Annotated in this window: 18 protein-coding genes and 5 pseudogenes; 8 read left to right on the forward strand and 15 right to left on the reverse strand. The window is 56.4% G+C overall.

All coding sequences use genetic code 11. The annotated features are described in order from the left end of the window. Window positions 1-7: 7 nt before the first annotated feature. Entirely contained in the window at window positions 8-574 is a 567-nt protein-coding gene (locus AC0L7U_RS04435) for a helix-turn-helix domain-containing protein (RefSeq protein WP_473694117.1), read from the reverse strand. A 429-nt stretch (window positions 575-1003) separates the two neighbouring features. On the opposite strand from AC0L7U_RS04435, the gene AC0L7U_RS04440 reads away from it, so the two are divergent. Then, window positions 1004-2218: an NADP-dependent isocitrate dehydrogenase gene (locus tag AC0L7U_RS04440; protein ID WP_473694118.1), complete on the forward strand. Its 1215-nt coding sequence runs from the start codon at window positions 1004-1006 to the stop codon at window positions 2216-2218. 259 nt (window positions 2219-2477) lie between these two features. Continuing rightward, window positions 2478-4115, forward strand: a pseudogene (locus tag AC0L7U_RS04445) (Na/Pi cotransporter family protein). 64 nt (window positions 4116-4179) lie between these two features. On the opposite strand, the gene AC0L7U_RS04450 reads toward AC0L7U_RS04445, so the two are convergent. The 7 genes and pseudogenes from AC0L7U_RS04450 to recA all read right to left on the reverse strand — a co-directional run bounded on the left by AC0L7U_RS04450 (window position 4180) and on the right by recA (window position 13095). Further along, a complete protein-coding gene (locus AC0L7U_RS04450) occupies window positions 4180-5286 on the reverse strand; it encodes a bifunctional transcriptional activator/DNA repair enzyme AdaA (RefSeq protein WP_473694120.1) in 1107 nt (368 codons plus the stop codon). A 104-nt stretch (window positions 5287-5390) separates the two neighbouring features. Further along, window positions 5391-6083 carry an aspartate/glutamate racemase family protein gene (locus AC0L7U_RS04455; RefSeq protein ID WP_473694122.1) on the reverse strand — a complete coding sequence of 231 codons (693 nt, stop codon included), beginning with the start codon at window positions 6081-6083 and terminating at the stop codon, window positions 5391-5393. 36 nt (window positions 6084-6119) lie between these two features. After that, window positions 6120-7394, reverse strand: a complete 1275-nt coding sequence (locus tag AC0L7U_RS04460; protein WP_473694124.1) for a cyclic nucleotide-gated ion channel — start codon at window positions 7392-7394, stop codon at window positions 6120-6122. Window positions 7395-7471: 77 nt separating this feature from the next. Beyond that, the gene (locus tag AC0L7U_RS04465; protein ID WP_473694126.1) at window positions 7472-7831 is read right to left on the reverse strand and encodes a GGDEF domain-containing protein; all 360 of its coding nucleotides are present in this window, start codon (window positions 7829-7831) and stop codon (window positions 7472-7474) included. A gap of 63 nt (window positions 7832-7894) precedes the next feature. Continuing rightward, on the reverse strand, window positions 7895-8584 hold the full coding sequence (locus AC0L7U_RS04470; RefSeq protein WP_473694128.1) for a hypothetical protein: 690 nt from the start codon (window positions 8582-8584) through the stop codon (window positions 7895-7897). 171 nt (window positions 8585-8755) lie between these two features. Continuing rightward, a pseudogene (alaS, locus tag AC0L7U_RS04475) lies at window positions 8756-11414 on the reverse strand (alanine--tRNA ligase). Between the two features lie 604 nt (window positions 11415-12018). Then, a complete protein-coding gene (recA, locus tag AC0L7U_RS04480; RefSeq protein WP_473694130.1) occupies window positions 12019-13095 on the reverse strand; it encodes a recombinase RecA in 1077 nt (358 codons plus the stop codon). Window positions 13096-13588: 493 nt separating this feature from the next. Here recA and AC0L7U_RS04485 point away from each other — a divergent pair, with 493 nt between their 5' ends. From AC0L7U_RS04485 to AC0L7U_RS04510, 6 genes are all read left to right on the forward strand, one after another. Continuing rightward, on the forward strand, window positions 13589-14905 hold the full coding sequence (locus AC0L7U_RS04485) for an Mce/MlaD family protein (RefSeq protein WP_473694132.1): 1317 nt from the start codon (window positions 13589-13591) through the stop codon (window positions 14903-14905). After that, window positions 14838-15512 (forward strand): DUF6384 family protein, encoded by a 675-nt coding sequence (locus tag AC0L7U_RS04490; RefSeq protein ID WP_473694134.1) that lies wholly within the window; start codon window positions 14838-14840, stop codon window positions 15510-15512. The genes AC0L7U_RS04485 and AC0L7U_RS04490 overlap by 68 nt, the downstream gene beginning before the upstream one ends. Continuing rightward, a complete protein-coding gene (locus AC0L7U_RS04495) occupies window positions 15442-15765 on the forward strand; it encodes a DUF6384 family protein (RefSeq protein WP_473694135.1) in 324 nt (107 codons plus the stop codon). Before AC0L7U_RS04490 ends, AC0L7U_RS04495 begins: the two co-directional genes overlap by 71 nt. Window positions 15766-15805: 40 nt before the next feature. Further along, window positions 15806-16678, forward strand: a complete 873-nt coding sequence (locus AC0L7U_RS04500) for a hypothetical protein (RefSeq protein ID WP_473694137.1) — start codon at window positions 15806-15808, stop codon at window positions 16676-16678. Window positions 16679-16682: 4 nt separating this feature from the next. Continuing rightward, the gene (locus tag AC0L7U_RS04505) at window positions 16683-17294 is read left to right on the forward strand and encodes a hypothetical protein (protein ID WP_473694139.1); all 612 of its coding nucleotides are present in this window, start codon (window positions 16683-16685) and stop codon (window positions 17292-17294) included. Window positions 17295-17818: 524 nt separating this feature from the next. Next, a complete protein-coding gene (locus tag AC0L7U_RS04510; RefSeq protein WP_473694141.1) occupies window positions 17819-17950 on the forward strand; it encodes a hypothetical protein in 132 nt (43 codons plus the stop codon). Between the two features lie 183 nt (window positions 17951-18133). Here AC0L7U_RS04510 and cckA read toward each other — a convergent pair. From cckA to flgB, 7 genes and pseudogenes are all read right to left on the reverse strand, one after another. Continuing rightward, window positions 18134-20686: pseudogene (gene cckA / locus AC0L7U_RS04515) on the reverse strand (cell cycle histidine kinase CckA). 80 nt (window positions 20687-20766) lie between these two features. Further along, window positions 20767-21852, reverse strand: a complete 1086-nt coding sequence (flhB, locus tag AC0L7U_RS04520) for a flagellar biosynthesis protein FlhB (RefSeq protein WP_473694143.1) — start codon at window positions 21850-21852, stop codon at window positions 20767-20769. 9 nt (window positions 21853-21861) lie between these two features. Continuing rightward, window positions 21862-22635 (reverse strand): flagellar biosynthetic protein FliR, encoded by a 774-nt coding sequence (fliR, locus tag AC0L7U_RS04525; protein ID WP_473694145.1) that lies wholly within the window; start codon window positions 22633-22635, stop codon window positions 21862-21864. Window positions 22636-22791: 156 nt separating this feature from the next. Next, window positions 22792-23061, reverse strand: coding sequence for a flagellar biosynthesis protein FliQ (gene fliQ, locus AC0L7U_RS04530; protein WP_473694147.1), 270 nt, complete (start codon window positions 23059-23061; stop codon window positions 22792-22794). 123 nt (window positions 23062-23184) lie between these two features. Then, window positions 23185-23499 carry a flagellar hook-basal body complex protein FliE gene (fliE, locus tag AC0L7U_RS04535; protein ID WP_473694149.1) on the reverse strand — a complete coding sequence of 105 codons (315 nt, stop codon included), beginning with the start codon at window positions 23497-23499 and terminating at the stop codon, window positions 23185-23187. 67 nt (window positions 23500-23566) lie between these two features. Then, window positions 23567-23978 (reverse strand): annotated as a pseudogene (gene flgC, locus AC0L7U_RS04540) (flagellar basal body rod protein FlgC). Between the two features lie 15 nt (window positions 23979-23993). Then, a pseudogene (gene flgB / locus AC0L7U_RS04545) lies at window positions 23994-24399 on the reverse strand (flagellar basal body rod protein FlgB). Window positions 24400-24644 lie beyond the last annotated feature (245 nt).

Raw genomic sequence — 24644 nt, forward strand, 5'->3', positions numbered from 1 at the left:
GTGCCTCCTAGGAAGTGGTCCCATAAGGCTGGACCACAAACAGCAAATAACGCGCAGGTATCTCTGCGAGGGAGCGAAAGGAGTTGCCACCATTGAGGATGAAGCGCAAACAGTCGCCGGCCTGCAAACAATAGGTTGCCTCCGGCAATTGCAGTTCCAGAGTGCCGCTTTGCAACAGCAGATGGTGCTCCAACCCCGGCAAGGGTGTATCCGCGTAGGTGATGTGTGTCTGTGGCGCAAGTTCGCCCTGAATGACAGATCCTCGATAGGGCAATCCGGCAGGCGAAACACTGCGGCGCTGATAGCCATGAACGCTGTCCTGCCAAAGCGGCTGCTCGTCCACCCGCATCAAAGCCGGAGCGTTGGCCACATCGGCGTCGCGAAACAGATCCGCCATGGAAATTCGAAAGGCCGTCGCCAACTTGCCCAGCACATGCGCCGTCGGACTGGTCTCACCGCGCTCAATGCGGGAAAGCGTTGCACGGCTGAGATCAGCAAGCCGAGCCAGATCCTCGAGCGTCAAATTCCGGGCCTGTCGCAGGCTCGCCACCCGGCGTGCTAAACCACTGTCCATACCGTCATTCCCCAAGTCGATTGACGTCATATCCCATATATGAGAAATTTTCTCAATAACAAGAATTCGTCTTTATTGTCTGTCACACGAGCGACGGGATTGTCTGAAAGGGTTAAGAACAGATTGCGCCCGACCACAGGACACTCGGCCTCAGATAAAGTGCCGACGAGCCTGTTCAAGACGCAAGCCGAAACCAGTTCATCTCTTGCGGAGCAGGCCTTGCGTTTGCCAAGGTGAGACCTCAGAAATGCCGCTTCAAAAATTTTACAGGCCGCGCCACAGTGTCTTGCAAAGAGGTCTCATCCAGCCGCCTTCCCTGTCATCAACCAAACTCGGGCAAGGGGCTGGAAATTGATTGCGTACCAACGTATACACTCTTCAAGCCCGGAAACGGGAAGCCCCAATCGTCAAAATGAGGTCTGAAACGCCATGGCCAAGATCAAGGTAGACAACCCGGTCGTCGAACTCGACGGCGATGAAATGACCAGGATCATCTGGCAGTTCATCAAGGACAAGCTGATCCACCCGTATATCGATGTCGATCTGAAGTACTACGATCTCGGCATCGAAAAGCGCGATGAAACCGACGATCAGATCACCGTTGATGCGGCTGAGGCCATCAAGAAGTACGGCGTCGGCGTCAAATGTGCGACGATCACACCGGACGAAGCCCGCGTCGAAGAATTCGGCCTGAAGCGCATGTATCGCTCGCCGAACGGCACGATCCGCAACATCCTTGGCGGTGTTATCTTCCGCGAACCAATCATCATGGACAACGTGCCGCGGCTTGTTCCGGGCTGGACCCAGCCGATCATCGTTGGCCGTCATGCTTTTGGTGATCAGTACCGTGCGACCGACTTCAAATTCCCCGGCAAGGGCAAGCTGTCGATCAAATTCATTGGCGAAGACGGTCAGGAAATCGAGCACGAAGTCTATGACGCGCCGTCTGCCGGCGTTGCCATGGCGATGTACAACCTCGACGATTCGATCCGCGACTTTGCACGCGCGTCCTTCAACTACGCTCTACAACGCGAAGTGCCGTGCTATCTGTCGACCAAGAACACCATCCTCAAGGCCTATGATGGCCGCTTCAAGGATCTGTTCCAGGAAATCTTCGATGCCGAATTCAAGGCTGCCTACGAAGAAAAGAAGATCTGGTACGAACACCGCCTGATCGACGACATGGTCGCCTCTGCACTGAAATGGTCTGGCGGTTACGTCTGGGCCTGCAAGAACTATGACGGCGACGTGCAGTCCGACATCGTGGCGCAGGGCTTTGGTTCGCTTGGCCTGATGACCTCGGTTTTGATGACACCGGATGGACAGACCGTAGAAGCAGAAGCGGCCCACGGCACCGTGACCCGCCACTTCCGTCAGCATCAGCGCGGCGAAGAAACCTCCACCAATCCGATTGCATCCATCTTCGCATGGACGCGCGCACTGGCCCACCGCGCCAAGCTCGACAGCAATGATGAATTGGCCAAATTCGCCGCAACGCTGGAAAAGGTCTGCATCGACACGGTGGAAAGCGGCTTCATGACCAAGGATCTGGCGCTGCTGGTCGGCCCGGATCAAAGCTGGCTGACAACCAATGGCTTCCTCGACAAGATCGACGAAAACCTTGAAAAGGCCATGGCCGCCTGATCCATCGAGTCAGAGACATCAAAAATGTCTTGCAGAGGCGGTCCCACGGGCCGCCTCTTGGCGTTTCAGGCAAGATTTGTTCAAATGAACATTTTATGCAGCCACGCCACATGCCAAATGCCCCTCCACGAGGTTCAGGCACAAAAAAGCGTGCTGACCGTGTATCTATGATCTCTTGACTGATCTCTAATTCGGTTCATTATCGAAGATTCCGAAAATGAAATGAAACCACCTCAACCTCTCAGGAGTGTTCTAACAAGTGCAGTCGCTTTCCATCTTTCTTCAACTCGCAGGGGCCGTGTCTCTTCTGCTGTTTGGGCTCCGTCTCGTCCGCGACGGCGTCACCGACGCATTCGGCATCAAACTGAAGATGGTTCTCGGGCTCGGGACCCAGACGACTGCCCGCGCTGCGCTTTCTGGTCTGGTGGCGACGCTCGGGCTGCAATCGTCGACGGCCACGGCCTTGATGACAGCCTCCTTTGTTGAACGCGGCCTGATCCGCACCCGCATGGCACAGGTGGTCTTGCTGGGCGCCAACATCGGAACGGCTCTCACCGCATGGATCGTGTCATCAGGCGTTGAGGCAATTGCCCCTTTGTTGTTGCTTGTTGGCTATGTCCTGCGACGCCAGAAAAAGGCCTCGTTAACAGGAAGTGGGCTGGCGTTGATTGGTATTGGCCTGATGCTTGTGTCCTTCGGCCTTCTCAACCATGCCACCGAACCACTGCGCGCGTCGCCTGCAATGGCAGCCTTTCTTGCCATGTTGAATGACAGCCTGTAGCCGGTTGCCTTGCTCTGCGCCGCCGCAATTGCGCTGTTCTGCTCGTCCTCCCTTGCCGCCGTCATGCTGATCCTGTCGCTTGGCCTGCCAGCGGATCTCACGGTGGTAATGGTCCTGGGTGCCAATCTTGGCGGTGCCGTTCCACCCGTGATCGCCACGCTGCAATCCGGCACGGCGGCACGGCGTGTCACTCTTGGAAATCTTGTCATTCGCGGCATCGGATGCCTGATCGCCTTGCCTTTTGCGTCTGCCGCAGGACTGGTGCTTCTGGATCTGCCGCTACCGCATACAGGGCTTGCTGTCGAAGCCCATCTTGCCTTCAACCTGCTTCTCGCTGCTGTCATTTGGCCATTCACCGGCCTGTTGTCCTCGGCAACCCGCTATCTTGTGCCGGATCAGGAGCAGCAAAAGGACGTCGCGCCTGCGTGGCTTGATGAAGCCGCTCTGGAAACGCCTACGGTAGCACTGGCTGGAGCAAGCAGAGAGGCTTTGGCCATCGGTGACGCCATCGAACGCATGCTGATCCAGACCCGGGCTGCTTTCACGCACAATGATCCTGCCTCGCTGGCCGAGGTCTCGGTGCTCGAAACCCGTGTCGATCGACGACAGCAAGAAGTAAAAACCTATTTGTCCCGCCTGGGAAGGGAGGCTGGCGAAGAAGACAAGCGACGCTCCATCACGGTGTTGGATTACGTTATCAACCTGGAACACGTCGGCGACCTGATCGAGAGAGGATTGGCCGTCGAAGTGCGCAAGAAGATTGGACTCGGTCTGCGATTTTCCAAGGAAGGCTATCAGGAACTGGATTCCATGTTTCTGATGACACTGGAAAACCTGCGCGCAGCCCAAACCGTTTTCATGACCAGAGACAAGAAGCTCGCCCAATGGTTGATGGAAGTGAAGGTGGAAATCCGGCGGCTGGAACGACAGTCGGCGCAAAAACATCTTATCCGCTTGCGCGAAGGCCATCCCGAAAGCCGGGAAACATCGTCACTGCATCTGGATATTCTGCGCGACTTGAAACAGATCAACGCCCATATTGTTTCTGTGGCGCACCCTATTTTGGACGAAGAGGGGCTGCTGATTGAAAGCCGCTTGCGGTCTGTACAGCAATAGACTGCCTTTAGCGGAGTGAGCTGTCAGAGATTTCACGACAAGAGCACGACTTAGGACGTCGACCCTAAAGAGATGGGTATTCCTCTTCATCGGGTTTCAGCATATTTGCGTCACCGGTCACCACCCCGAACGCTTGTTCAATCTCCAGAAGACGCTGCTTGCGCCAGAGACCGCCACCATACCCCGTCAGCGAACCGTCAGCGCCAATCACCCGGTGGCAGGGGATCAACAAGGCAATCTGGTTGGCTCCATTGGCCCGGGCCACGGCTCGCGTGGCAAGAGGTCTGCCAATGTCGCGCGCCAGTTCCGAATAGGTGCAGGTTGTACCTGCCGGTATCTGCTGCAAGGCCTCCCAGACGGCTCTCGTAAACGCACTGCCCGCAAGCCCGAGAGGCGTCTCGAACCGGCTGCTTTCGCCTGCGAAGAACCGACGCAATTCATCCTTCACCTGCTCTGTTGGCGCATAGCTGCCAAGCCCGAGATCACCTTTGACACTGCGCATCAGCCGATCGACCTCGCGCGGCAACGCCTTTCGCTCGGTAAATTCCAGAAGATGCAGATGTGAGGCGCTGCTGATGGCAATCATGTCGCCAAGCGGCGTGGCGATCCAATCCGCCAGCAACAGACCACTGCGTTTCAGGTCGCCCGGCGCACAGCCCAGCAACCGCGCAAATGCGGCCCGAAAGGCACTGGCACTGTCAAACTGTGCAGCCTGTTGAGCGGCAATAACCTTGCCACCGTCTGATAGCGTGACAAAGCCAGCCTGCAAGCGGCGCAAACGTGCCATTTCCAGAAAGGTCATTCCGAATTGACGCTTGAACGCCCGTCGCACCGTCGACAGGTCCAGCCCCATGGCAACGATATCATCCTCTCCCCATCGCCGCGCTGGCTGCGCCTCAAGGGCGGAAAGCAATGTCTGCACCGCCGGGTCAGCAGTCGCAGAGGGGCGTAAAGGATGACAACGCTTGCAGGGCCGGTATCCCGCTTCGATGCACTCGACAACGCTGGCAACGAAGGTGCAATTCTCGGACTTCGGATTGCGAGCCGGACAATTCAACCGACAAAAAATCCCGGTTGTGGCCACACAAACGAAGACGCGCCCTTCGAAGCGCTCGTCGCGTGCCACCAGAGCGTCATAAAGGGTGTCATGGTCAGGTAGATCGTACATCATGCAACCAGAGTATCAGGTCCCTCGAAGCGCGCCGCCGCAAATCAGGCGTGGATGTGGGAAAACTCAGCCATCAGAAAAGCTTGCATGTCAGAGCCTAATTCCCTTCAGCCGAGCGCAAACTCAAGCGCTGCTCTTGCATGAAGTTCGGTCGTGTCGAAACACGGGATGCCGACATCTTCCGGACGGATCAGCAGACCAACTTCCGTACACCCGAAGATGACGCTGTCTGCACCTCTATCCCGTGCGCTGGCGATCACATCGAGATAAGCCTGCTTGGACGTCGGACGGATTTCGCCCTGACACAGTTCATCATAGATGATCCTGTGAACGGTTGCCCGCCCGGCCTCATCTGGTGTTTTCACTGCGATGGCATGACGGTCCTGGAGACGTCCCTTGTAAAAGTCCTGCTCCATTGTGTAGCGCGTTGCCAGCAAAAGCGGAGCCGAAACATCTGCCGCTTTGATGGCCTCTGCGGTGGTGTCGGCAATATGGATCAGCGGAATACCAATCGCCGCCTGAACCTCATCAGCCATCTTGTGCATCGTGTTGGTGCAGATCAGCAAACAGGCTGCGCCACCACGCTCAACCCGGCGCGCCGCATCCACCATCAAGGCCGTTGCCCGCTCCCAATGACCAGCCGCCTGACAGGCCTCTACCTGCGCAAAGTCAAAGGACCACAAAAGGATTTCGGCCGAGTGCAGCCCACCCAGCCGCTTCCGCGCCATGCGGTTGAGAAACTGATAGTAGGTCTGCGTGCTTTCCCAGCTCATACCACCGATCAGGCCGATTGTTTTCATGTCTTTGATCGCTTTAAAATGATGTCATGTCAGAGTTTAAAACAACTCCGGCTCGTCAGCCTGAGGTTCACGCGCATCCGCCTGTGCCAGTTCTTCCTCCGCCAGATCGCCGTCATGGCGGTTCAACGCCGATGCCCGCTCTTCGGCAACGCGGCACAGAATATCGGCCACATCCTTTTCCCGCTGCATCAGCCGCCCCAGATCATCAGCTTCCAGCACCATGAGCTGGCAATTTTGAGCGGCCACAATGGTCCCGGTGCGGCGACGTCGCTGCAACAACGCCAACTCGCCAAAGAAGTCGCCCTCGCCGAGATAAACGATTTCATGCTCAAGTTGAATTTCAACCGAGCCTTCAACAATGAAAAACATCTTGTCCGCAACATCTCCGCGCTCGGCAATCACCTGCCCTGCCCGCACATTTTGAGCATGGAGCAACTTGGACACTTCTGCGATGGAGGCAGCTTTCAGATCCTGAAACAAAGGCACACGTGCCACCATGGACCATGTCACCACGAAATCCCGACTGTGGATCTCACGGGAGAATGCTGATGCGACAATGCCAACCGGCAACGCCAGCAGTCCGTAGCCCATCAACATCACCAGCCCGGCAATCAGTTTCCCCGGCACGGTGACAGGCACCACATCGCCATACCCAACGGTGGTGATGGTCGCAACCGCCCACCACATCGCCTCGGGAATGCTGCCGAAGACCTGCGGCTGGCGTTCATGTTCCACGAAATACAGCAGTGTCGCCGCCAGCAAAATGACCCCACCAATAAGGACGGTCGATCCGGCCAGAGCCTGACGCTCGGCCGCCAGCGCCTGCAACAGAGAGCGCACGGCGGGGGAATAACGGGCCAGCTTGAGAAACCGCATCAAGCGCAGCACCACGACAACGCTAAAGGCGCTGTCCTGCAAGACGAAAGACAGGATCAGCGGCAAAGCCGCCAGAAGATCAATCACCGCATCCAGATGCAACGCATACCGCACCCTTGCGCCAAACGGACCATAGCGTCGCAAAGGCGGGTGCAAATCTGAAACATAAAGACGCAGAAGATATTCGGCCAGAAAGACCACGCCGGACACACCCTGAACGACATTGAGAACAGGGCCATAGGAAGCATTAATGGCGGGAGTTGTCTGAAGGACAGCCAGCAAGACGTTCAGCAGAATGAGAGCCATCAGACTGCGACGCAGCCCATGCGCAAGCGCGCGTCGACGGCCAGTTCCCTCAAGAATATCAAACAGCACTGTCTTGAAGGATGTTTCGGGCACTGTGCGAAGGTCTCTGGATGGATTGGTGAACGACATGAACACCTCTTTCTCTGTCACGCAGACGGGTTCCACGTCAACGTACCTTGCGCCAGCGCGCCCTCAGATCGGCGCGTTCAGGCCGCACCGCCCACCAGATCTCCGGTAAAGCGACGAAAACAATCACGACCGCCTTCCTTCGATGCGTAAAGCGCCAGATCTGCCTGCTTGAAAAGACTGTCGAACTCGCGGCCCGCAGCTTTGGTATCGCTCAGGCCAACGCTGATGCTGATTTTCAGCGTCTCCCCTTCATAGTCGATACGCAACAGACGTGCCGCCTGACAGATACGATCAGCCAGTTCGTCCAAGGCCTTGCCTGTTTTCTGACTTGCAAAAATACCGAATTCCTCCCCACCAAGACGACCACAGATCACGTTTTTAGTGGCGAAGGAAGTCAAGAATTCAGCGAATTTTCGCAACACTATATCGCCAGCCATATGGCCATGACGATCATTGATCTTCTTGAAATGATCCAGATCAATGACGAGTAGAGTGCTGCCCTAGGGGCTCGACACAGAGAGCAATCGACGCACATGCTGAATGAAGGCACGGCGATTATTCAGGCCGGTCAACTCGTCTGTGTAAACCAGAAAAGTCACTTTCGCCTCAATCCGTTCCTTGGCCAAAAGCAGGGACAGATAGCTAGCGGCCACGGTATGCAGCAGCACCAGCAGCGCCATGACGAACAGCCAGTTCGAAACCGGCACCCAATGGATCAGCCTCACGGGAGACATCACCGCAAAGGGCACGACAGCCACATGGACAAATGCAAAGCTGTAAAAGGTGACAGCAGCATAGCGTGCGGATGGCAAAGGCACGCCACGATCATCATCACCGCGCTGAACCTCGTAGGCCGTCAACGCGAAGAAGAGTGCCGCAGTACAGAAAATATAGACTTCGCGCGACAGCAGCACAGACAGGGCGCTCTGGTCAAAAGACAATCCCAGCGGGATGAAACCGAGCAATGCCAACCCCGGTAACCACAGGATGATCTTGCGCTGAAAGAAGGACCGCATCCCAAGCCAGACACAGGCAATGCCTAGGAGAAAGGCCATGCAGCCGAGATAATCACTCAGAAAATGCGGTTCCAGAGGACGTAGGGCAATCAAAACGCCGGCGACCGCCGGGGCCCAAAAGGTGACGGCCCAAAAACGCAAATGGCCGGACGCAGACTTTGAGAGAACAGCCACGGTAACGGCCAGCAGAAAGAAGCAGTAGACAGCGGCAAAACAAAGAACAACTGCTGGAACCGAGAGGACGAGATCCAAAGAATCACTCCGGTTTGAGACCAGGCACATATACGCAGAAGCACTGATATAATCCAAATGCCCTGCGGGGCAACCCGCAGGGCACTGTAAATGTCAAAGGGTGTTGAGGTGTGTCTCAATCGCCGCAATCGCCTCATCGGCCTTGGCGCCATCCGGACCACCGGCCTGGGCCATTTCCGGGCGACCGCCGCCACCACGTCCGCCCAGAGCCCCTGCGCCCTGACGAACCAGATCAACCGCATTGACCTTCTCCGTCAGGTCAGCCGTCACAGCCGTAACGATGGCAGCCTTGCCATCATCAGCCACGTTGATCAGCACCACCACACCCGACCCAAGCTGCGTCCTGATCTCTTCAGCCAGACCCTTGAGATCTTTGCCATTGATGCCCGTAACCACGCGCGCCATCAGCTTGAAGCCATTCACCTCGCGCGCGGCATTGCCGCCCTCTGAGCCACTGCTCATGGCCAGCTTCTTGTTGGCATCGGCGAGATCTTTTTGCAGACGTTTGCGATCGTCGATAAGCTGCGACACACGGACCGTCAGATCCCCCGCACCGACCTTCAACAGTGCAGCAAGCTCTCGCACCCGGCGATCCTGCTGATCGAGATAGGCCCGCGCCTGCGATCCCGTCAGAGCTTCGACGCGACGCACGCCCGATGCCACCGCGGCTTCGGAAACGATCACGACCAAGCCGATATCACCAGTTCGCGACGCATGGGTCCCACCGCAAAGCTCGACGGAATAGGTCTTGCCCGCCTTGTCGCCATGCAGCGCCCGACCCATCGAAACGACCCGAACTTCCTCGCCGTATTTTTCGCCGAACAACGCCATTGCGCCGCTCTCGATAGCATCGTCCACCGCCATCAGACGGGTCTCGACGGGCGCATTCTGCAGGACGATTTCATTGGCCAGAAAAGCCACCTGCTGCAACTCTTCATCCGTCACCGGCTTGGGGTGAGAGAAATCAAAGCGCAAACGCTCAGAAGTGACCAGCGACCCCTTCTGCGCCACATGTGAACCAAGCACTTCGCGCAAGGCTTCATGCAACAAGTGAGTGGCCGAATGGTTGGAGCGAACCGCGCCGCGACGGTCGTGGTCGACCACCAGCTCGACAGCGGCATCAAGCTTCAAGGTACCTTCATCAACGCTGACACTATGAACGAACAGACCATCGGCCTTTTTCTGCGTGTTGGTGACACGCACCCTCAAGCCCGGCGCCGAGACTGTGCCGGTGTCGCCAATCTGCCCACCGGATTCGCCGTAGAACGGCGTCTGATTGACCATCATGAAGCCGCTTTCACCCGCTGCGATCTGCTTGACTTCCGTCCCATCCAGCACAAGCCCCGTGACAACGCCTTCCACATTCTCGGTCTCATAACCGAGGAATTCAGTGGCACCGAGACGATCCTTGAGGGCAAACCAAATGGTTTCCGTGGCAGTCTCGCCTGAGCCGGACCATGCTGCGCGGGCTTCCGCCTTCTGGCGCGCCATGGCGGCATCAAAACTGGTCACATCGACGGTAATGTCGCGTGCACGCAAAGCATCCTGCGTCAAATCAAGCGGGAATCCGAAAGTGTCATACAGTTTGAACGCCGTTTCGCCATCCAACTCGCCACCAGCGCTCAGATCGGCGGTCGCATCATCGAGTAGCCCAAGACCACGTTCCAGCGTCTTGCGGAACTTGGTTTCTTCCAGCTTGAGCGTCTCTTCGATCAGGCTTTCAGCGCGTACAAGTTCCGGATACGCCTGCCCCATTTCACGGATCAGTGCCGGAACCAGCTTGTGCATCAGCGGATCGCGCGAGCCCAGCAAATGAGCATGGCGCATCCCGCGACGCATGATACGGCGCAGAACATAGCCGCGCCCTTCATTCGACGGCAACACGCCTTCCGCAATCAGGAAGCTGGTCGACCGCAGGTGATCGGCGATCACTCGGTGACTGGACTGGGCCGCGCCTTCGGCCGCAACACCGGTGGCATTGACCGAGGCAGAGATCAGGGCCTTGAACAGATCAATATCATAGTTGTCATGCACGCCCTGCAACACGGCGGCGATGCGTTCCATGCCCATGCCCGTATCAATGGAGGGACGTGGCAGATCGACGCGCGCGTCCAGCGTTTGTTCATACTGCATGAAAACGAGATTCCAGATCTCGATGAATCGGTCGCCATCTTCCTCAGGGGATCCCGGAGGGCCACCCCAGATGTGATCGCCATGATCATAGAAGATTTCCGAGCATGGGCCACAGGGACCGGTTTCACCCATGGTCCAGAAGTTGTCCGAGGTTGGAATGCGGATGATCTTGTCGTCCGTCAGCCCGGCAATCTTCTTCCAGTAGGCCGCAGCATCTTCGTCCTCGGAATAGACAGTCACAAGGAGCTTGTCCTTGTTGAGGCCGAACTCCTTGGTAATCAGATTCCAGGCCAGCTCAATGGCCTTAGTCCTTGAAATAGTCACCGAAAGAAAAGTTACCGAGCATTTCGAAGAACGTATGGTGACGCGCCGTGTAGCCGACATTGTCGAGGTCATTGTGCTTGCCACCGGCGCGCACAACCTTCTGCGAGGTGGTCGCACGGCTGTAATCGCGCTTCTCGACGCCGGTAAAGACGTTTTTGAACGGTACCATACCTGCATTGGTGAACATCAGGGTCGGGTCGTTGCGCGGCACCAACGGTCCCGACGGCACGATGGTGTGCCCGTTTTTCTCAAAATATTCCAGAAACGTCGATCTGATCTGATTCACGCCGGTCATGCGGTTGTCTCGCTTGCGTCTCTTGAAGGCGGGTCGGGGATGCCCGGAAGCCAAAAGGATGTTGTTCGCCAGCCCCCCAAGGGCCACGAAAGTCGTGAAGCCTTTTAGCTTTCTGGCGCGACACTGTCCAGAACACCAACCGCACGCGGTCCGGAAATCGGCAGAAAAAGCCACCCTCATATTCTTTGCAGCACACCCCTGCCCCAGACCAGAACGCGCGATGCTCGAGTTCGGTCTCATAGAGACGCTTTAAATGGCGTCATAAAGCGCAATGAGCTTGCAGGAAAGGCGGGGAAGAAAGAGGGCTTTGGCCAGTTGAGCCATCTGACGCAGCCGGATCGCCGCGGCTTTGACATCCAAGAAGAGGCGGGCAGAGTGGCCTGTCTGTGTCGTTGCGACGTCTTGAAAACCCTACGGTTTTCTGCGCATCTGCGCCTCACAGGCAGGACAACCTGCTTTGACTATTTTAAATGCATTTATGGATCACCACCCTAGGTGCGCTCACTCCACCTCACGTTACCAACGAGACAGGGAAAGCGCACACAAAAAACCCCGAAGCAACCACTCCGGGGTTTCTCAAATCAGATCAGACCAAACGAGCAGATCACTCGCCGTCATCCTCGGCAGAACCGCCAGCATCCGGATCAATGATGCGCTCGGCAATCAAGCCGGCATTCTGACGAATGGCCAGTTCGATCTCAGCCGCAACCTCTGGATTGTCACGCAGGAACTGCTTGGAGTTTTCACGTCCCTGCCCCAGCCGCTGGCTGTTATAGGAGAACCATGCACCAGACTTTTCGACGATACCTCCCTTGACCCCAAGATCAATCAGCTCGCCCATCTTGGAGACGCCTTCACCGTAAATGATGTCAAATTCAACCTGACGGAAAGGCGGGGCCAGCTTGTTCTTGACCACTTTCACACGGGTCTGGTTGCCAATCACCTCGTCCTTGTCCTTGATCGCGCCAATCCGGCGAATATCAAGACGAACAGAGGCATAGAACTTCAGCGCATTACCACCCGTGGTGGTTTCCGGCGAGCCAAACATCACACCGATCTTCATGCGGATCTGGTTGATGAAGATGACCATGCACTTGGAGCGGGAAATCGAGGCGGTCAGTTTGCGCAAGGCCTGGCTCATCAAGCGTGCCTGCAGCCCCGGCAGACTGTCCCCCATTTCGCCTTCAAGCTCGGCTTTCGGTGTCAAAGCGGCCACGGAATCGACCACCAGAACGTCGACCGCGCCAGAGCGCACCAACGTATCGGCAATTTCCAACGCCTGTTCACCTGCATCCGGCTGCGAAATCAGCAATTCATCCAGATCGACACCCAGCTTGCGGGCATAGATCGGATCCAGCGCATGCTCGGCATCAATAAAGGCACACACGCCGCCAGCCTTCTGAGCCTCGGCAATGGTGTGCAGTGTCATGGTCGTCTTGCCCGACGATTCAGGACCATAGATCTCGACAACACGACCGCGCGGCAATCCACCGATCCCCAAGGCGATGTCGAGACCAAGAGAACCTGTCGAAACAGACTGAATATCAACCGCCTGCTTTTGCCCCATCTTCATGACGGAACCTTTGCCGAAGGCGCGCTCGATTTGCGATAGCGCTGCGTCCAACGCTTTGGTCTTATCCATCTGGTTGCTTTCTACAAGACGAAGTGAAGTTTGTGCCATAGCTCAACGCTCCTTATTTCACGATGGACGCGGCGTTTCAAACCATGACTTTGTACCTGATTTGTTCCATCAATGCAAGCATTCATAAACCATTGAAAAACAAATAGAACAGAGATTATGTTCTTTATCTGTACCAAATTTGATTTTGTTAAATTACCCCAACGGCATCAATCACTTCACGCATTGCAACACAGAATCACATCCCCCGACACGGTCTTTTGTGCGCTGCTCAGGGCTTTCACACCGCATACTTATGCCCATCTGATTGACATGTCGCTATGCGAACAGATGGAAATCTGGCTTTGCCTTGCGATAAATCGGAGTGTCGCAGTGCGGCCACAAAAGCCTGAGAAAAATGCGGAAGACGATGCTTTTCCCGACACTAGATTGACTCGACCCCAAGTCGCTGACTAGTTGATAGCAGGCGACAAAGCGAATGATGAGCCCGCCCCGCCATTCGGCCTTTTGTTACCTTTCAAAGGAGTTTCCTGACATGACGGAATTGACCAGTTCTCCTTCTACCTCCCTTTCGCCCTTGCAGTATCTCGATCGCGCGCTCGGCAAGCTGCGCGAGATGGGGCTGACACCTCAAAGCGAAACGGATGCACCGATCAACGCCCTGCTTCAGCAAATTTCGGTGCTGGACCCGGACAAGGTCGCCGTGATCACGCGCACGCTTGCGCAAGCCAGCGCCTTTAACGAGGTGGTCCGCTCCCAGGTCGGCCAAATGGACATCGGTCAGCGTTACGAAGAGATCACAGAAGCCTTTGACAGCATCCGCGACGATGCCCGCACGTTGGTCGACCAGCTTGACGACGGCAAGATTTCCTTCACCGAGAGCTTGTCCAACAAATGGCGCGATTTCCGCCGGGGCACGATTTCAGACCGCTTCAACGACATTCGCACGACCTACAAGGATGTTGCCGCAGCCACCCGCGACCAGATCGAGCGCGAGCAGGCCATTCTGGAGGCTTACCGGGATTTCCGCGGCGCACTGAAGCAGGCAGAGATCGAGTCTCTGGATCTGTTGACTGTCGCCGCAGAACGCTTGCAGACAGCGCAAACGGCACTGGAAAGCGCCTCTGCGACACTTGATGGCGCCGATGCAGAAGAGGCCGCTGGCAAAGCCCGGCTCGAACTGGCGCGCGACGAACGCCTGCGCGAGGTACAGGACGAGGAAAAACGCTATCAGATCGTCAAGGATCTTTCGGACAATCTGACGGTTGGTTACAACACCTCTGAAGTGATCATGGCGCGACTGGTGCAGACCACCAATGCCAAGGAGCGCGTTTATGCGCAGTCGATCAGCTTCTTCTCGACCAATGAATCCGTTCTCACTGCGCTGAATGCGTCCTTCACAGGATTGCAGGGGCTGCATGAATCAACGGAAACCCTGAACGCGATGAAGGACGGCATCAACAAGAGCCTGGAAACACTGGCCGATATGGGCGATCACGTCCAGAAAGAAGCCCTGAAGGCGGGGTATGGCCCTACCGTGCAGGCCTCCGCGGTCAAGAAGCTCGTGGATTCGGTCGTCGCCTACCAAAGCTCATCTCGTGATATCATTGATGAAATGCGCCGCATGTCGACGCGAAATTCCGAGGAAATCCGCGAAGCCGTTGAAGACGGCAAGCAGCGCCTTGTGAAATTGGCCCAAAAGGAAGCAGCCTGCCAGCCAAGTGAGAGTGCGGTTCACCTCCCCCTGAACGACACACCGCTTTGCCAAAGGCCTGACACTGCACATGAGATCAGCTGCCCCCCTCGACGACATGATGATGGCCATGGACGTGGTGGATACTCTGCGCCATGAAGAGGCCCTGGTCCAACAGGAGATGTCCGCCGAAGATCGCGACGCCCAGATGGTGACCCGGCTTCGGGAAATCTACCACCGGCAGGGCATAGAAGTCTCTGACGAGGTTATCCGGGAAGGCGTGGAAAGCCTCAAACAGGACCGTTTCGTCTATCACCCGAAGATCTCGCGGCTGACGCGAGCGCTGGCAACCGCCTATGTCACCCGTGCCAACTGGGGTAAATATGCCCTCGCCGCCATCGGCGTCGTTGTTCTGTTGATCTTTGCTTACTGGCTGTTTCTGATCAAGCTGCCCGATGATCGGGCCGCCGCCGCCTTGCAGATCGAACTGACACAGACCCTGCCTGCCTCGGTCAAGTCGCTGAAGGCGGAAATTTCGTCAATTGCGCTGGATCAGGCGGATGTCAAGGAAGCTCAAACGCTGGCCACCGCCGCACAAGATGCCATCGACAAGAAAGACGCGGTGACAGCCCGCAAGAACGTCACGGCACTGCAAACCCTTGCGGCACAACTCAAGAGCGTCTTCAGCGTTCACATTGTGTCCAAGCACTGGCACCACAACCGGCGTAACCCGCATACCCGACGCCAATCCGCAAGCGCGCAATGATTACATCGTTGTTCAGGCCATCGCGCCAGATGGTTCAGTCCTGCCGCAAACGATCCTCTCTGAAGAGGACAATCAGCAACACACGGTCACCATCTGGGCGCAACATGTGACGCGCGAAACCTTCGAGCGCATTCGCAAGGACAAAGCAGACGATGGCTTGGTCGAAAACAAGGTTTTAGGTCAAAAGAAGCGCGGCGAACGCACCATCGACTGGGGCCCCGGCGTCAAGAAGGGAGCCATCACCCAATGGTAAACTCTATCGGTTTCCTGCTGACGACGACGAAAGATAAATCATGCTGACGGGTCGCCAGACACTGAACACCCTCAATGCTGCGCTCGCCGACTTGCGCCGCGAAGAGCTGGAACTGGCCAACCGTATTGAACGATTGGGCAGGTCGATCACCGATATTCGCGGTCGACAAAGCGATGCATACCGCGAACTTGCAAGGTTCCGACTGGACCAGAATGTCTCGACCGCGCTGGATGTACGGCTGGACGACGCTTCGCGCGAGGCGCGTGAGATCATGGACAAGCGTGCCCGCGATCACAAGATCCTGACGGACAAGTTGCGCGACATTGAAATCGAACACGCCGCCCTGCAAAAACAACGTGAAGCCCTCAGTGAAGAACGGGACGCAGCCTCTGAAAAAATGGACGGCCTGATGGAGGAGGTCGACCAGCTTCTGGAACAAGACCAGAGCTATCTGACCCAGAAACAGATTTCCGAGGAAGCCCATGACACGGCGGAGCGCGCCGAAAACAAGGTTTCGCAAGCCTTGCAGGATCAGGACGACAAGGGACGCGCCTATCAGGACGACGTCCTGTTCATGTACCTATGGAAGCGTCATTTCGCCACCGACAGCTATGACCAAAGTGGTCTCATCCGCAACCTTGATCGATGGGTGGCGCGCAAGATCAATTATGAAACCGCACGTATCAACTTCTCCCTGCTCAATAGCATCCCCGATCGGTTGTCGACACATGCGGAGCGATGCGCCCTGAGGGCACAGGATGCTGACCACCAACTGGCTGTGATGAGCCGTGAAGCGCTGACCCGGCTGGCTGGTGACGATCTCGCCGGGCACATTGATGCGATGAGCGAAACCATCGCCGGTCTTGATCGCCAGATCGACGGCCTGTCCCGCTCGATGGAAACCCTGAGCTAAGGCCTTGCAGGATTTCTCGGCCGGTGAAGACGACGGCTTTCACAAGGCAGAGGCGCATCTGGCAAATTCGCTGCAAGACGACAGTCTTCGGGTTCTATGGCAAGAAGCCTTGTCCACTCCTTCGCCGGAGGATGAGGTCATCGTCAGCCGCCTGGAAGAGCTGGCCGATCTTGTGAAAGACAATGAAGCGGAGATCCGGCAGGACCGCGAGTTGCAACGCAATGTCGCCCTGCGACGTCAGGAAGTTGCCAGTGTATCGCGCCGGTTCCATACACATGGCTTTGATCAATGGAATTCCTATTTCACCGATGAAGCGTTGATCAGCGACCTTCTGGCTGACCTGATCAATGGCGCTATTTCGGGAGATGATTATTGGGAGCGCGCCAAGAACAGCCATCGCCAACGCAGCACACGTGGACGACGTGTTGGCTTTCGCCATGGCACCGGCGTGCCCTACACCATGGGCGGCATGTTTCCCGGACCGGGCCTCGGCGGCGGCTTCGGCGATGACGGGTTCGGCGGCGGATCTGGTGGCGGGGGCGGTTTCGGCGGTGGTGGCTTTTCCTCAGGCGGCGGTTTTGGCGGCGGTGGTTTCACGTCCGGAGACAGTTTCTGAGATGCGATTGTTTCCGAGCAAAGAAAATTTGCAACTTTCCTCCGGAACGCAAGTTGACCCATCGGGGGCGCGATGAAAAATCGTTCATGTTCCGACCGGATCTTTGCAAATAAGTCCGCGTCATCATGAAAGCCATGCGCCCCGACCAATCAGCCTATTTCGGGGGGCCCATGAAAAAATATATCGTCCTTGCTCTCATGCTCGGCGTTGCCGGGTGCCAGAGCACCAGCACCACACATTATTCAGGCAACGGAGTTGGCTCTGTCGCGCAAACGCCTTAGCTCTCAAAGTGTGACCATTGCCGCATCGCCCGACACCGTGCACAAAACGCTGGTTGCAAGTGCCACCCGCAAGGGCACCAGCATCATCCAGAACCAGCCGGATATGCTGGTCATGGAGCGCCGCCTGACAGGTGACAATCCGGCTCTTGATGCACAGTTCGGCAAGTCCGCTGTCGGTTATCGCACAGTCCGCATTCGCATTCGCTTCCGGGCACTGCCTGCCATACGATGGCCGTGCAGGACATGGCGATCATCAACAATGCCCGCACCTCTCGTGAAGAAAGCTTCGCGATGCCCGGCAACCGCAACACCATGCGCAGCCTCGAAGGTCTGAAGTCCCACGCCGAACGTCAGAGCCCCTGCCCGAGCGTCTAAGCTGACAGAGATCTTTCAAAACATCCTCGTGAGACAAAATAGTCAAACGACCATCACACAAAAAAGCCGGCTCGCTTGAGCCGGCTTTTTCAATGTCTACCACATTTATGAAGTGGCCCCCTGAACAAGCTGATATGACTTAATCGCCAGAGGTCACTGCCACTCAACTCTGCGACTGCCGGATCAGCTTGCGAGCACTTCCTTGACCTGCGTTGCCAACTGCTTGAGCGTGAAAGGCTTGGGAAGGAAGAAGAACTTTTCACCAAGGCGGCAGATTTTCCTCGAAAGCATCTTCGGCATAACCGGAGACGAAGATGATCTTCAATTCCGAGTTGATCTTGCGCAATTCGACAAGAAGCGTCGGGCCGTCCATTTCCGGCATCACCACGTCGGACACGACAAGATCAATCTCGCCATTTGTCTCATCCATGATCTCAAGCGCTTCCGTGCCCGAGCCTGCCTCATAAACCTTATAGCCCCGCGACGACAATGCCCGTGCGCCAAAGGCGCGCACGGCCTCCTCGTCTTCCACCAGCAGGATTGAGGCTGATCCCGTCAGATCGGCGACTTTCTCGGGCTGAATCACTTCCCTGATTTCAGGCTCATCTTCCGCCAGCGGTGTATGACGTGGCAGGAAGATGCGGAAGGTCGTGCCTTCATCTACTTCACTGTTGCAGAAGATGAAGCCCCCCGTCTGCTTGACGATACCATAGACCGTCGACAGGCCAAGCCCGGTGCCCTTGCCCACTTCCTTCGTTGAGAAGAAGGGGTCGAAGATTTTCTCCATGACTTCCGGTGGGATACCGTGGCCGGTATCTTCTACCGGATCAACGTGTATTCGCCCGGAGGCATTCCGCGTGTGTTTTCAAACTGGGTCGATTCGGCTTCTTCCACATTGCGGGTACGAATGGTCAGAATACCGCCTTCGGACATGGCATCGCCGGCGTTGACTGCCAGGTTCATGATCACCTGTTCCAACTGGTTCTCATCTGCCATAACCGGCCAGAGATCACGGCCATGCACAACCTTCAATTCGACCTTCTCGCCCAGCAGACGATCCAGCAGGATCGACAGGTTGGCCAGCACATCATTCAGCTCAAGCCGCTGCGGCCGCAAGGTCTGACGCCGAGAAAACGCCAGAAGCTGCCGCACCAGACCTGCCGCACGATTGGCGTTCTGCTTGATGTTCATGATGTCCTGGAAGGACGGGTCCGTGGGCCTGTGGCTGGCCAGAAGCAGATCAGAAAAGCCAATAATAGCTGTCAGAACGTTGTTGAAGTCATGCGCGACACCGCCAGCCAACTGGCCGATTGCCTGCATCTTCTGGCCCTGCGCAAATTGCGCTTCCAGCGCGCGTTGCTGTGTTGTTTCAAGCGCATAGACAATTGCAGATTCGCCATCCCCCTCGCCTTCCTGCACCGCAGACACATAGAATGTCGCAGATCGGGGATCCGTGCCTTCCGATAGAGGAATATCGACCGGAGAGATCTCGCCAATGCCATGCGAGGCCGATGTCAGCGCAATGGACAGGTCGGAGCGACCGCTTTCAGCCACAAGCTCGCTCAGGAAGGGCGGTTCGCCGCTTAGATCCACCGGACCGAACAGGCGCAGGAACGGCGCATTGGTACGCAGCACCCGGCCATCCTTGTCAAGCGATGCAATGGCAATTGGCGTGTTGTTGAAGAAACGTGCAAACCGCACTTCCGCCGCCCGCAAGGCCTCTGACACCTCTTCGCCGCGCGACCGGTTGAGCACCAGCGTGCGGCTGTCTCCCGGCAGACCGTTTTCACCGAAGGGCACCCGGTGCAACAAGCGCACCGGCAAGCCGTGACCGTTGCGGGTCACCAGATCCAGATCAACCGAAATGCTCTTCACTTCGCCCGCATGACCGGTAACGGAGCGAATCAGCTCGGTGCTGTCACCGCTGACGATCTCACTGAGATTAAGTTCGCCCGCTTCGAACTGCGCCAGATCGTACCCCAGCCAATCAGCCAGCGTCGCATTGAGGTAGACAAGACGACCATTGGCATCGCAGGAAAAGAACCCCGCCGGCGCATGATCAAGAAAATTGATGACCCGCTGCAATTCCTGAAACGAGTTTTCCTGTTCAGCCCGGTCGCGGGTGATATCCGCAAGCTGCCAGACGCCGAGACGGCGGCCTGAGCCAGCGGCTTCCTTTTCGTTGAGTGTCAAGGGACGCACCGATACACGATACCAGCGCGCCGCCCCTTCCTGCCGCCCCAGCGGGTGCGGCATACGCATTTCCTCAACGGCGCGGCGTCCATCGCGCACAGCCTGGGTCAGACGAAAAATGGCATCGGCGGCATCAGGGTCAGACGAAAACACCCGTTCGACCATACGCACTTCCGATGCGGTCGCAGCGCCCGTCAAACTGGCATAAGCCTGATTGGCATAGACAAGGCGTCCTTGACCATCGGCAATCAGAACCCCGTCATCCAGCGAGTTCAGAAAAGTTGAGGCGACCGGATTGCCACCTGAGCTGACCCCCAGACGCAGAAAGCCGATAGCGCCGGCAAACAGACAGAACACACCGATCACCGACAGGATGCCGAGCAAGGCCAGTACGAACGGCTGCGATTGTTCCTTGCCCACAATCGTGAAGGCCGCAACAGCCATGATGAGCGCCAGGGCAAGCCCGATCAAAAGCCATATATTCCCGGACCGCTCGGGCCGGTCTATGATGGGGTCGCTTGGCACACCGTTCACGTCTGTCATCTCCAAAACTCCGAAAGCCCGAATCATTCTGTCGAGCTCTGCACCAAGCATTCTGTGCAATGCCGGCGAATTCAACCATCTCAGTCGTCTTTTGCCCGCCAACCGGAGCTACTGCGCATTTTGAACACGAAACCGATGATTTCCGCGACCGCCTTGTAGTGCTCCTCGGGGATTTCCTGGTCAACGTCCACAGTTGCGTAGAGTGCACGCGCCAAAGGCGGGTTCTCCAGCACCGGAATGTCATTGTCCTTGGCCACTTCCCTGATTCTGAAGGCAACGGCATCATGCCCTTTGGCGAGACACAATGGTGCAACCATACCCTCTTCATATTGCAGAGCGACGGCATAGTGCGTCGGGTTCGTGACGACCACGGTCGCCTGAGGCACAGCGGCCATCATGCGCTTGCGACTGCGTTCCATGCGCAACTGACGGATCTTGCCCTTGATGTGCGGGTCGCCTTCCTGCTGTTTGTATTCTTCCTTGACCTCGCGCTGGGTCATCTTCTGCTTTTCAAACCACTTATGACGCTGATACAGAAAATCCCCTGCCGCAACGACCGTCATGAAGGCCAGGACAGCACCCAGAAGCTGAAGGGTCAGCATTCGCGTTTCACCGAGAATCGCAGGAATTTCGGCAAAGATCACCGCTTCCACCTCATCACGATGCGGCCAAAGCACACCGCCCATGAGCGAACTCACCACACCAATCTTGATCAGGCCTTTCAGAAAGTTCACGAGACTTTCTGACGAGAACAGGCGTTTGAAGCCGGATGCAGGCGACACCTTGGAAAACTTTGGCTTGATCGGCTCTGCCGTCAGCACGGCGCGGCCCTGCACCAGATTTCCAGCCACCGCCATGGCGACCATGATCAACAACGGCAGGCCTATCACCGCCGCAAGCGCAAAGGCAGAGGTGCGAAACAGCGAACGCAAGGCCATGCCATCGACAGGAATGTCGCCCGCATGTTCAAGATAGCCACGCAGGATCGAGCCCACGGAGCCGGCCATCGTCGGCGCAAAAATCAGAATGAGCAGCGTGCTCCCGGCCATTGTGAACCAGGTGTTGATCTCTTGTGATTTCGGTAGGTCCCCTTTGTCCCGCGCATCGCGCAGGCGTTTTTGGGTGGGGTCCTCAGTCTTATCTGAGTCGTCGCCTTCATCGGCCATGACGCGCTCCTAACCAGAAGTGAAGACCCCGACCGCCGTTCTGAAATGATCCATATAGAAAGTCATCAGAGACGAGACGAGAACGTACAAAAGGACCAGACCCGCAGAGATATTCACCGGCATGGCAATGAAAAAGATCTGCATCTGCGGCATCAACTTGTTCAGGAGCCCCAGACCAAAATAGAAAACAAGTCCCACTACAATAAACGGCGCGCTCAAGCGCACTGCAATCGAGAAAACGTTCGCAACCGTGTTCGTCACCAGATTTGCGAAATCCCCGACCGGCAACCAATGACCAGGAGGAAAAAGCTGAAAGCTGTCATGCAATGCCGCAATCAGCAGAAAATGGGTATTGGTGACGAAAACCAGCGTCACGCCGATAATCGACAGGTAATTGCTGACCAACGTGCCTTGCTGGCCCGCATTGGTCAGGTCCTGCCCCATGGCGTAGGAGAGGCCCGTCTGGTTGGCGATGATGGTGCCGGCGATCTGCAGGGCAGTTGTGATCAGCTTCATGCAAAGGCCAAGCGACAGACCAATGGCAAACTCTCCCGCCAAAAGCACCAACAGGCCGGTCGGGTTGGCCAGCAGATTGCCCGGATAGAACGCCCGCGCCGCCGGATACATGATGTAAGTCAAAAGCAGCGCCATCGCCAGACGCAGGCGCATGGGAATAGATGTCTCCCCGAGTGCCGGCATCTGCATCAGCATCGAGCCAAGCCGGGCGAACATCAGCATGTAGATAACGGCCAGTTGGGGAAGCAGACTTATTTGCAGCGACATGCGTCAGGTCCCGGCCAGAACATGTGATCGCTCAAACGCAGGCGCCAACCACTCATACGTTTGGAAGATGACCCCGCACATCGCTCCGGTCCCCACACCGAGGTGACCAAGAGATAAGGTCGTGCGCCAATTTGCGGTCATCATTCGGGACGTACCCTAATTTGGCAAAGCCAGTATCATTTGCGATATCTTGGCCATGAAGCCTGCCATGACCTGTCCCATGAACGGCAGGGTCAAAAGAAGAATAACGAAGATGGAAAGGATCTTGGGAACAAAGACAAGCGTGGCTTCCTGGATCTGTGTGAGCGCCTGAAACAACGCAATCACCACACCCACCAGCAGCCCGACAATCATCACCGGCCCTGCCATCAGGATCATCGTCCAGACACCTTCTCGTCCCAGGTCCAGAACCTGTCCAGCCGTCATGATGAATATCCTTATCCCCAAAAGCGATCCCGGAGCCGTTTTCAGGCTAACTCCGGGAAAGCTAAAGGTCTGTAATTTTGTATCTTTTCCGAGTGGATGCCATGTGTGAGTGCACCATCTGGATCAGATCGACATCCGCATAATATCCTGGTACGCGGAGATAACCTTGTCACGAACCGTGACCATCGTTTCAAGGGCCACCTGTGTTTCTGCCACCGCCGTGACGACGTCAACGACGTTGGACTTGCCATCCACAAGGCCGATGGACTTCTGGTCCAGGTTTTGCCCCTTGTCGACGACGTTCCCGACAGCACTCTTGACCATTTCACCGAAGTCGGCGCCTGTGCCGTGCTTCGAATTATCTTCCGGAAACACCGGATTGCTGGTCAGATTCGCCGCTGTTTTGTAGGCGTTACTGGCTACGGCTGGAATAGTCATGCTTGTCACCTTTCTGAAAAAGGCCCTGTTAAAGCCACCTCAAAACACTCACGGTCACCACAAAGGCTCAGGCCTTCAGGATGTCGAGAGTTCGCTGAATCATCTGCCGCGTTGCATCGACGACATTCAGATTAGCTTCGTAAGACCGCTGTGCCTTAGCGCATATCGACTGTTTCGATCAGCGTGTTCACATTGGGCAACTTGACGTAGCCGTCCTTATCTGCGGCCGGGTTTCCCGGCTCATATTTTGTATTGAACGGCGTCTTGTCCTCGGCCACTCGACCGAGTTCCACCACCTCTCCGCCCACTTCATCATCGAAGTGAGACCGAAAGGTCGGGATCTTGCGCCGATACGGATCCTCACCCGGAGTACGTCCGGTGGAATCCGCATTGGCGATGTTTTCTGCAATCACCTGCATCCGGGCATTCTGTGCCTTCAGACCCGATGCAGCGACAAAAAGAGACTTTGAAAATTCCATCATACGTCTCCGCGTTTACGAGCCCTTGGAAAGAGCCGTTTTGATCAATCCCAGCGCTCTTGGCGTAAAGCGTCGAGGCGGCCTGATAGTCCATTTGGTTCTGAGTGACCTTCATCATCTGCTCTTCCAGAACCACGTTGTTGCCACTCGGCGTGATCTCGAACATGTCTGGCTTGTCGGTCTCGACATTCCCCGTGTCCGAGATGCCCGTGACGAAGTGTTCAGGGTTCGTCGCCTCGGTTCGCAGACTGGAGACATGCAGCCCCATCTCGTCTTCGAAGCTGAACGGCTTCACCTCACGCGCCCTGTATCCCGGCGTATCGGCGTTAGCGATATTTTCCGACAACACGCCCTGCCTGACCTGATGCCATCGCATTTTATCCTTGAGGGCCTGCAAGACCGGAAGATCAGTGAGCGCCATGGAATTCACCATCTGTTAACGAACTAGGCAAACCCTGCCGCCCTAATGGTTAACAAAAGGTTAACAGGCGATCTCTCAAGGCTTATTTTCAGCCTTTTTCACCGCAACCGCAAATTCGCATTCTGCAATTCACAATAAAAAACCGAGATACAGGGGCAGAAATTGCCCGGTTCTGTTAACATAAACTTAATGACGGGAATCGATTCAAATGAAGAAAAAAGGTTGTCTTTCAACGCTTAATAGCT

It is taken from the genome of Roseibium sp. 10G30-5 (assembly GCF_055809635.1).

What these genes read in the sequence shown, in the direction of transcription:
- AC0L7U_RS04435 (WP_473694117.1), bottom strand. Translation starts at nt 574, where the DNA reads ATGGACAGTGGTTTAGCACGCCGGGTGGCGAGCCTGCGACAGGCCCGG.
- fliQ (WP_473694147.1), bottom strand. Translation starts at nt 23,061, where the DNA reads ATGACGGCTGGACAGGTTCTGGACCTGGGACGAGAAGGTGTCTGGACG.
- AC0L7U_RS04465 (WP_473694126.1), bottom strand. Translation starts at nt 7,831, where the DNA reads ATGGCTGGCGATATAGTGTTGCGAAAATTCGCTGAATTCTTGACTTCC.
- AC0L7U_RS04450 (WP_473694120.1), bottom strand. Translation starts at nt 5,286, where the DNA reads ATGATGTACGATCTACCTGACCATGACACCCTTTATGACGCTCTGGTG.
- AC0L7U_RS04510 (WP_473694141.1), top strand. Translation starts at nt 17,819, where the DNA reads ATGGCGATCATCAACAATGCCCGCACCTCTCGTGAAGAAAGCTTCGCG.
- recA (WP_473694130.1), bottom strand. Translation starts at nt 13,095, where the DNA reads ATGGCACAAACTTCACTTCGTCTTGTAGAAAGCAACCAGATGGATAAG.
- AC0L7U_RS04485 (WP_473694132.1), top strand. Translation starts at nt 13,589, where the DNA reads ATGACGGAATTGACCAGTTCTCCTTCTACCTCCCTTTCGCCCTTGCAG.
- AC0L7U_RS04500 (WP_473694137.1), top strand. Translation starts at nt 15,806, where the DNA reads ATGCTGACGGGTCGCCAGACACTGAACACCCTCAATGCTGCGCTCGCC.
- flhB (WP_473694143.1), bottom strand. Translation starts at nt 21,852, where the DNA reads ATGGCCGATGAAGGCGACGACTCAGATAAGACTGAGGACCCCACCCAA.
- fliE (WP_473694149.1), bottom strand. Translation starts at nt 23,499, where the DNA reads ATGACTATTCCAGCCGTAGCCAGTAACGCCTACAAAACAGCGGCGAAT.
- AC0L7U_RS04490 (WP_473694134.1), top strand. Translation starts at nt 14,838, where the DNA reads ATGAGATCAGCTGCCCCCCTCGACGACATGATGATGGCCATGGACGTG.
- AC0L7U_RS04455 (WP_473694122.1), bottom strand. Translation starts at nt 6,083, where the DNA reads ATGAAAACAATCGGCCTGATCGGTGGTATGAGCTGGGAAAGCACGCAG.
- fliR (WP_473694145.1), bottom strand. Translation starts at nt 22,635, where the DNA reads ATGTCGCTGCAAATAAGTCTGCTTCCCCAACTGGCCGTTATCTACATG.
- AC0L7U_RS04460 (WP_473694124.1), bottom strand. Translation starts at nt 7,394, where the DNA reads ATGTCGTTCACCAATCCATCCAGAGACCTTCGCACAGTGCCCGAAACA.
- AC0L7U_RS04440 (WP_473694118.1), top strand. Translation starts at nt 1,004, where the DNA reads ATGGCCAAGATCAAGGTAGACAACCCGGTCGTCGAACTCGACGGCGAT.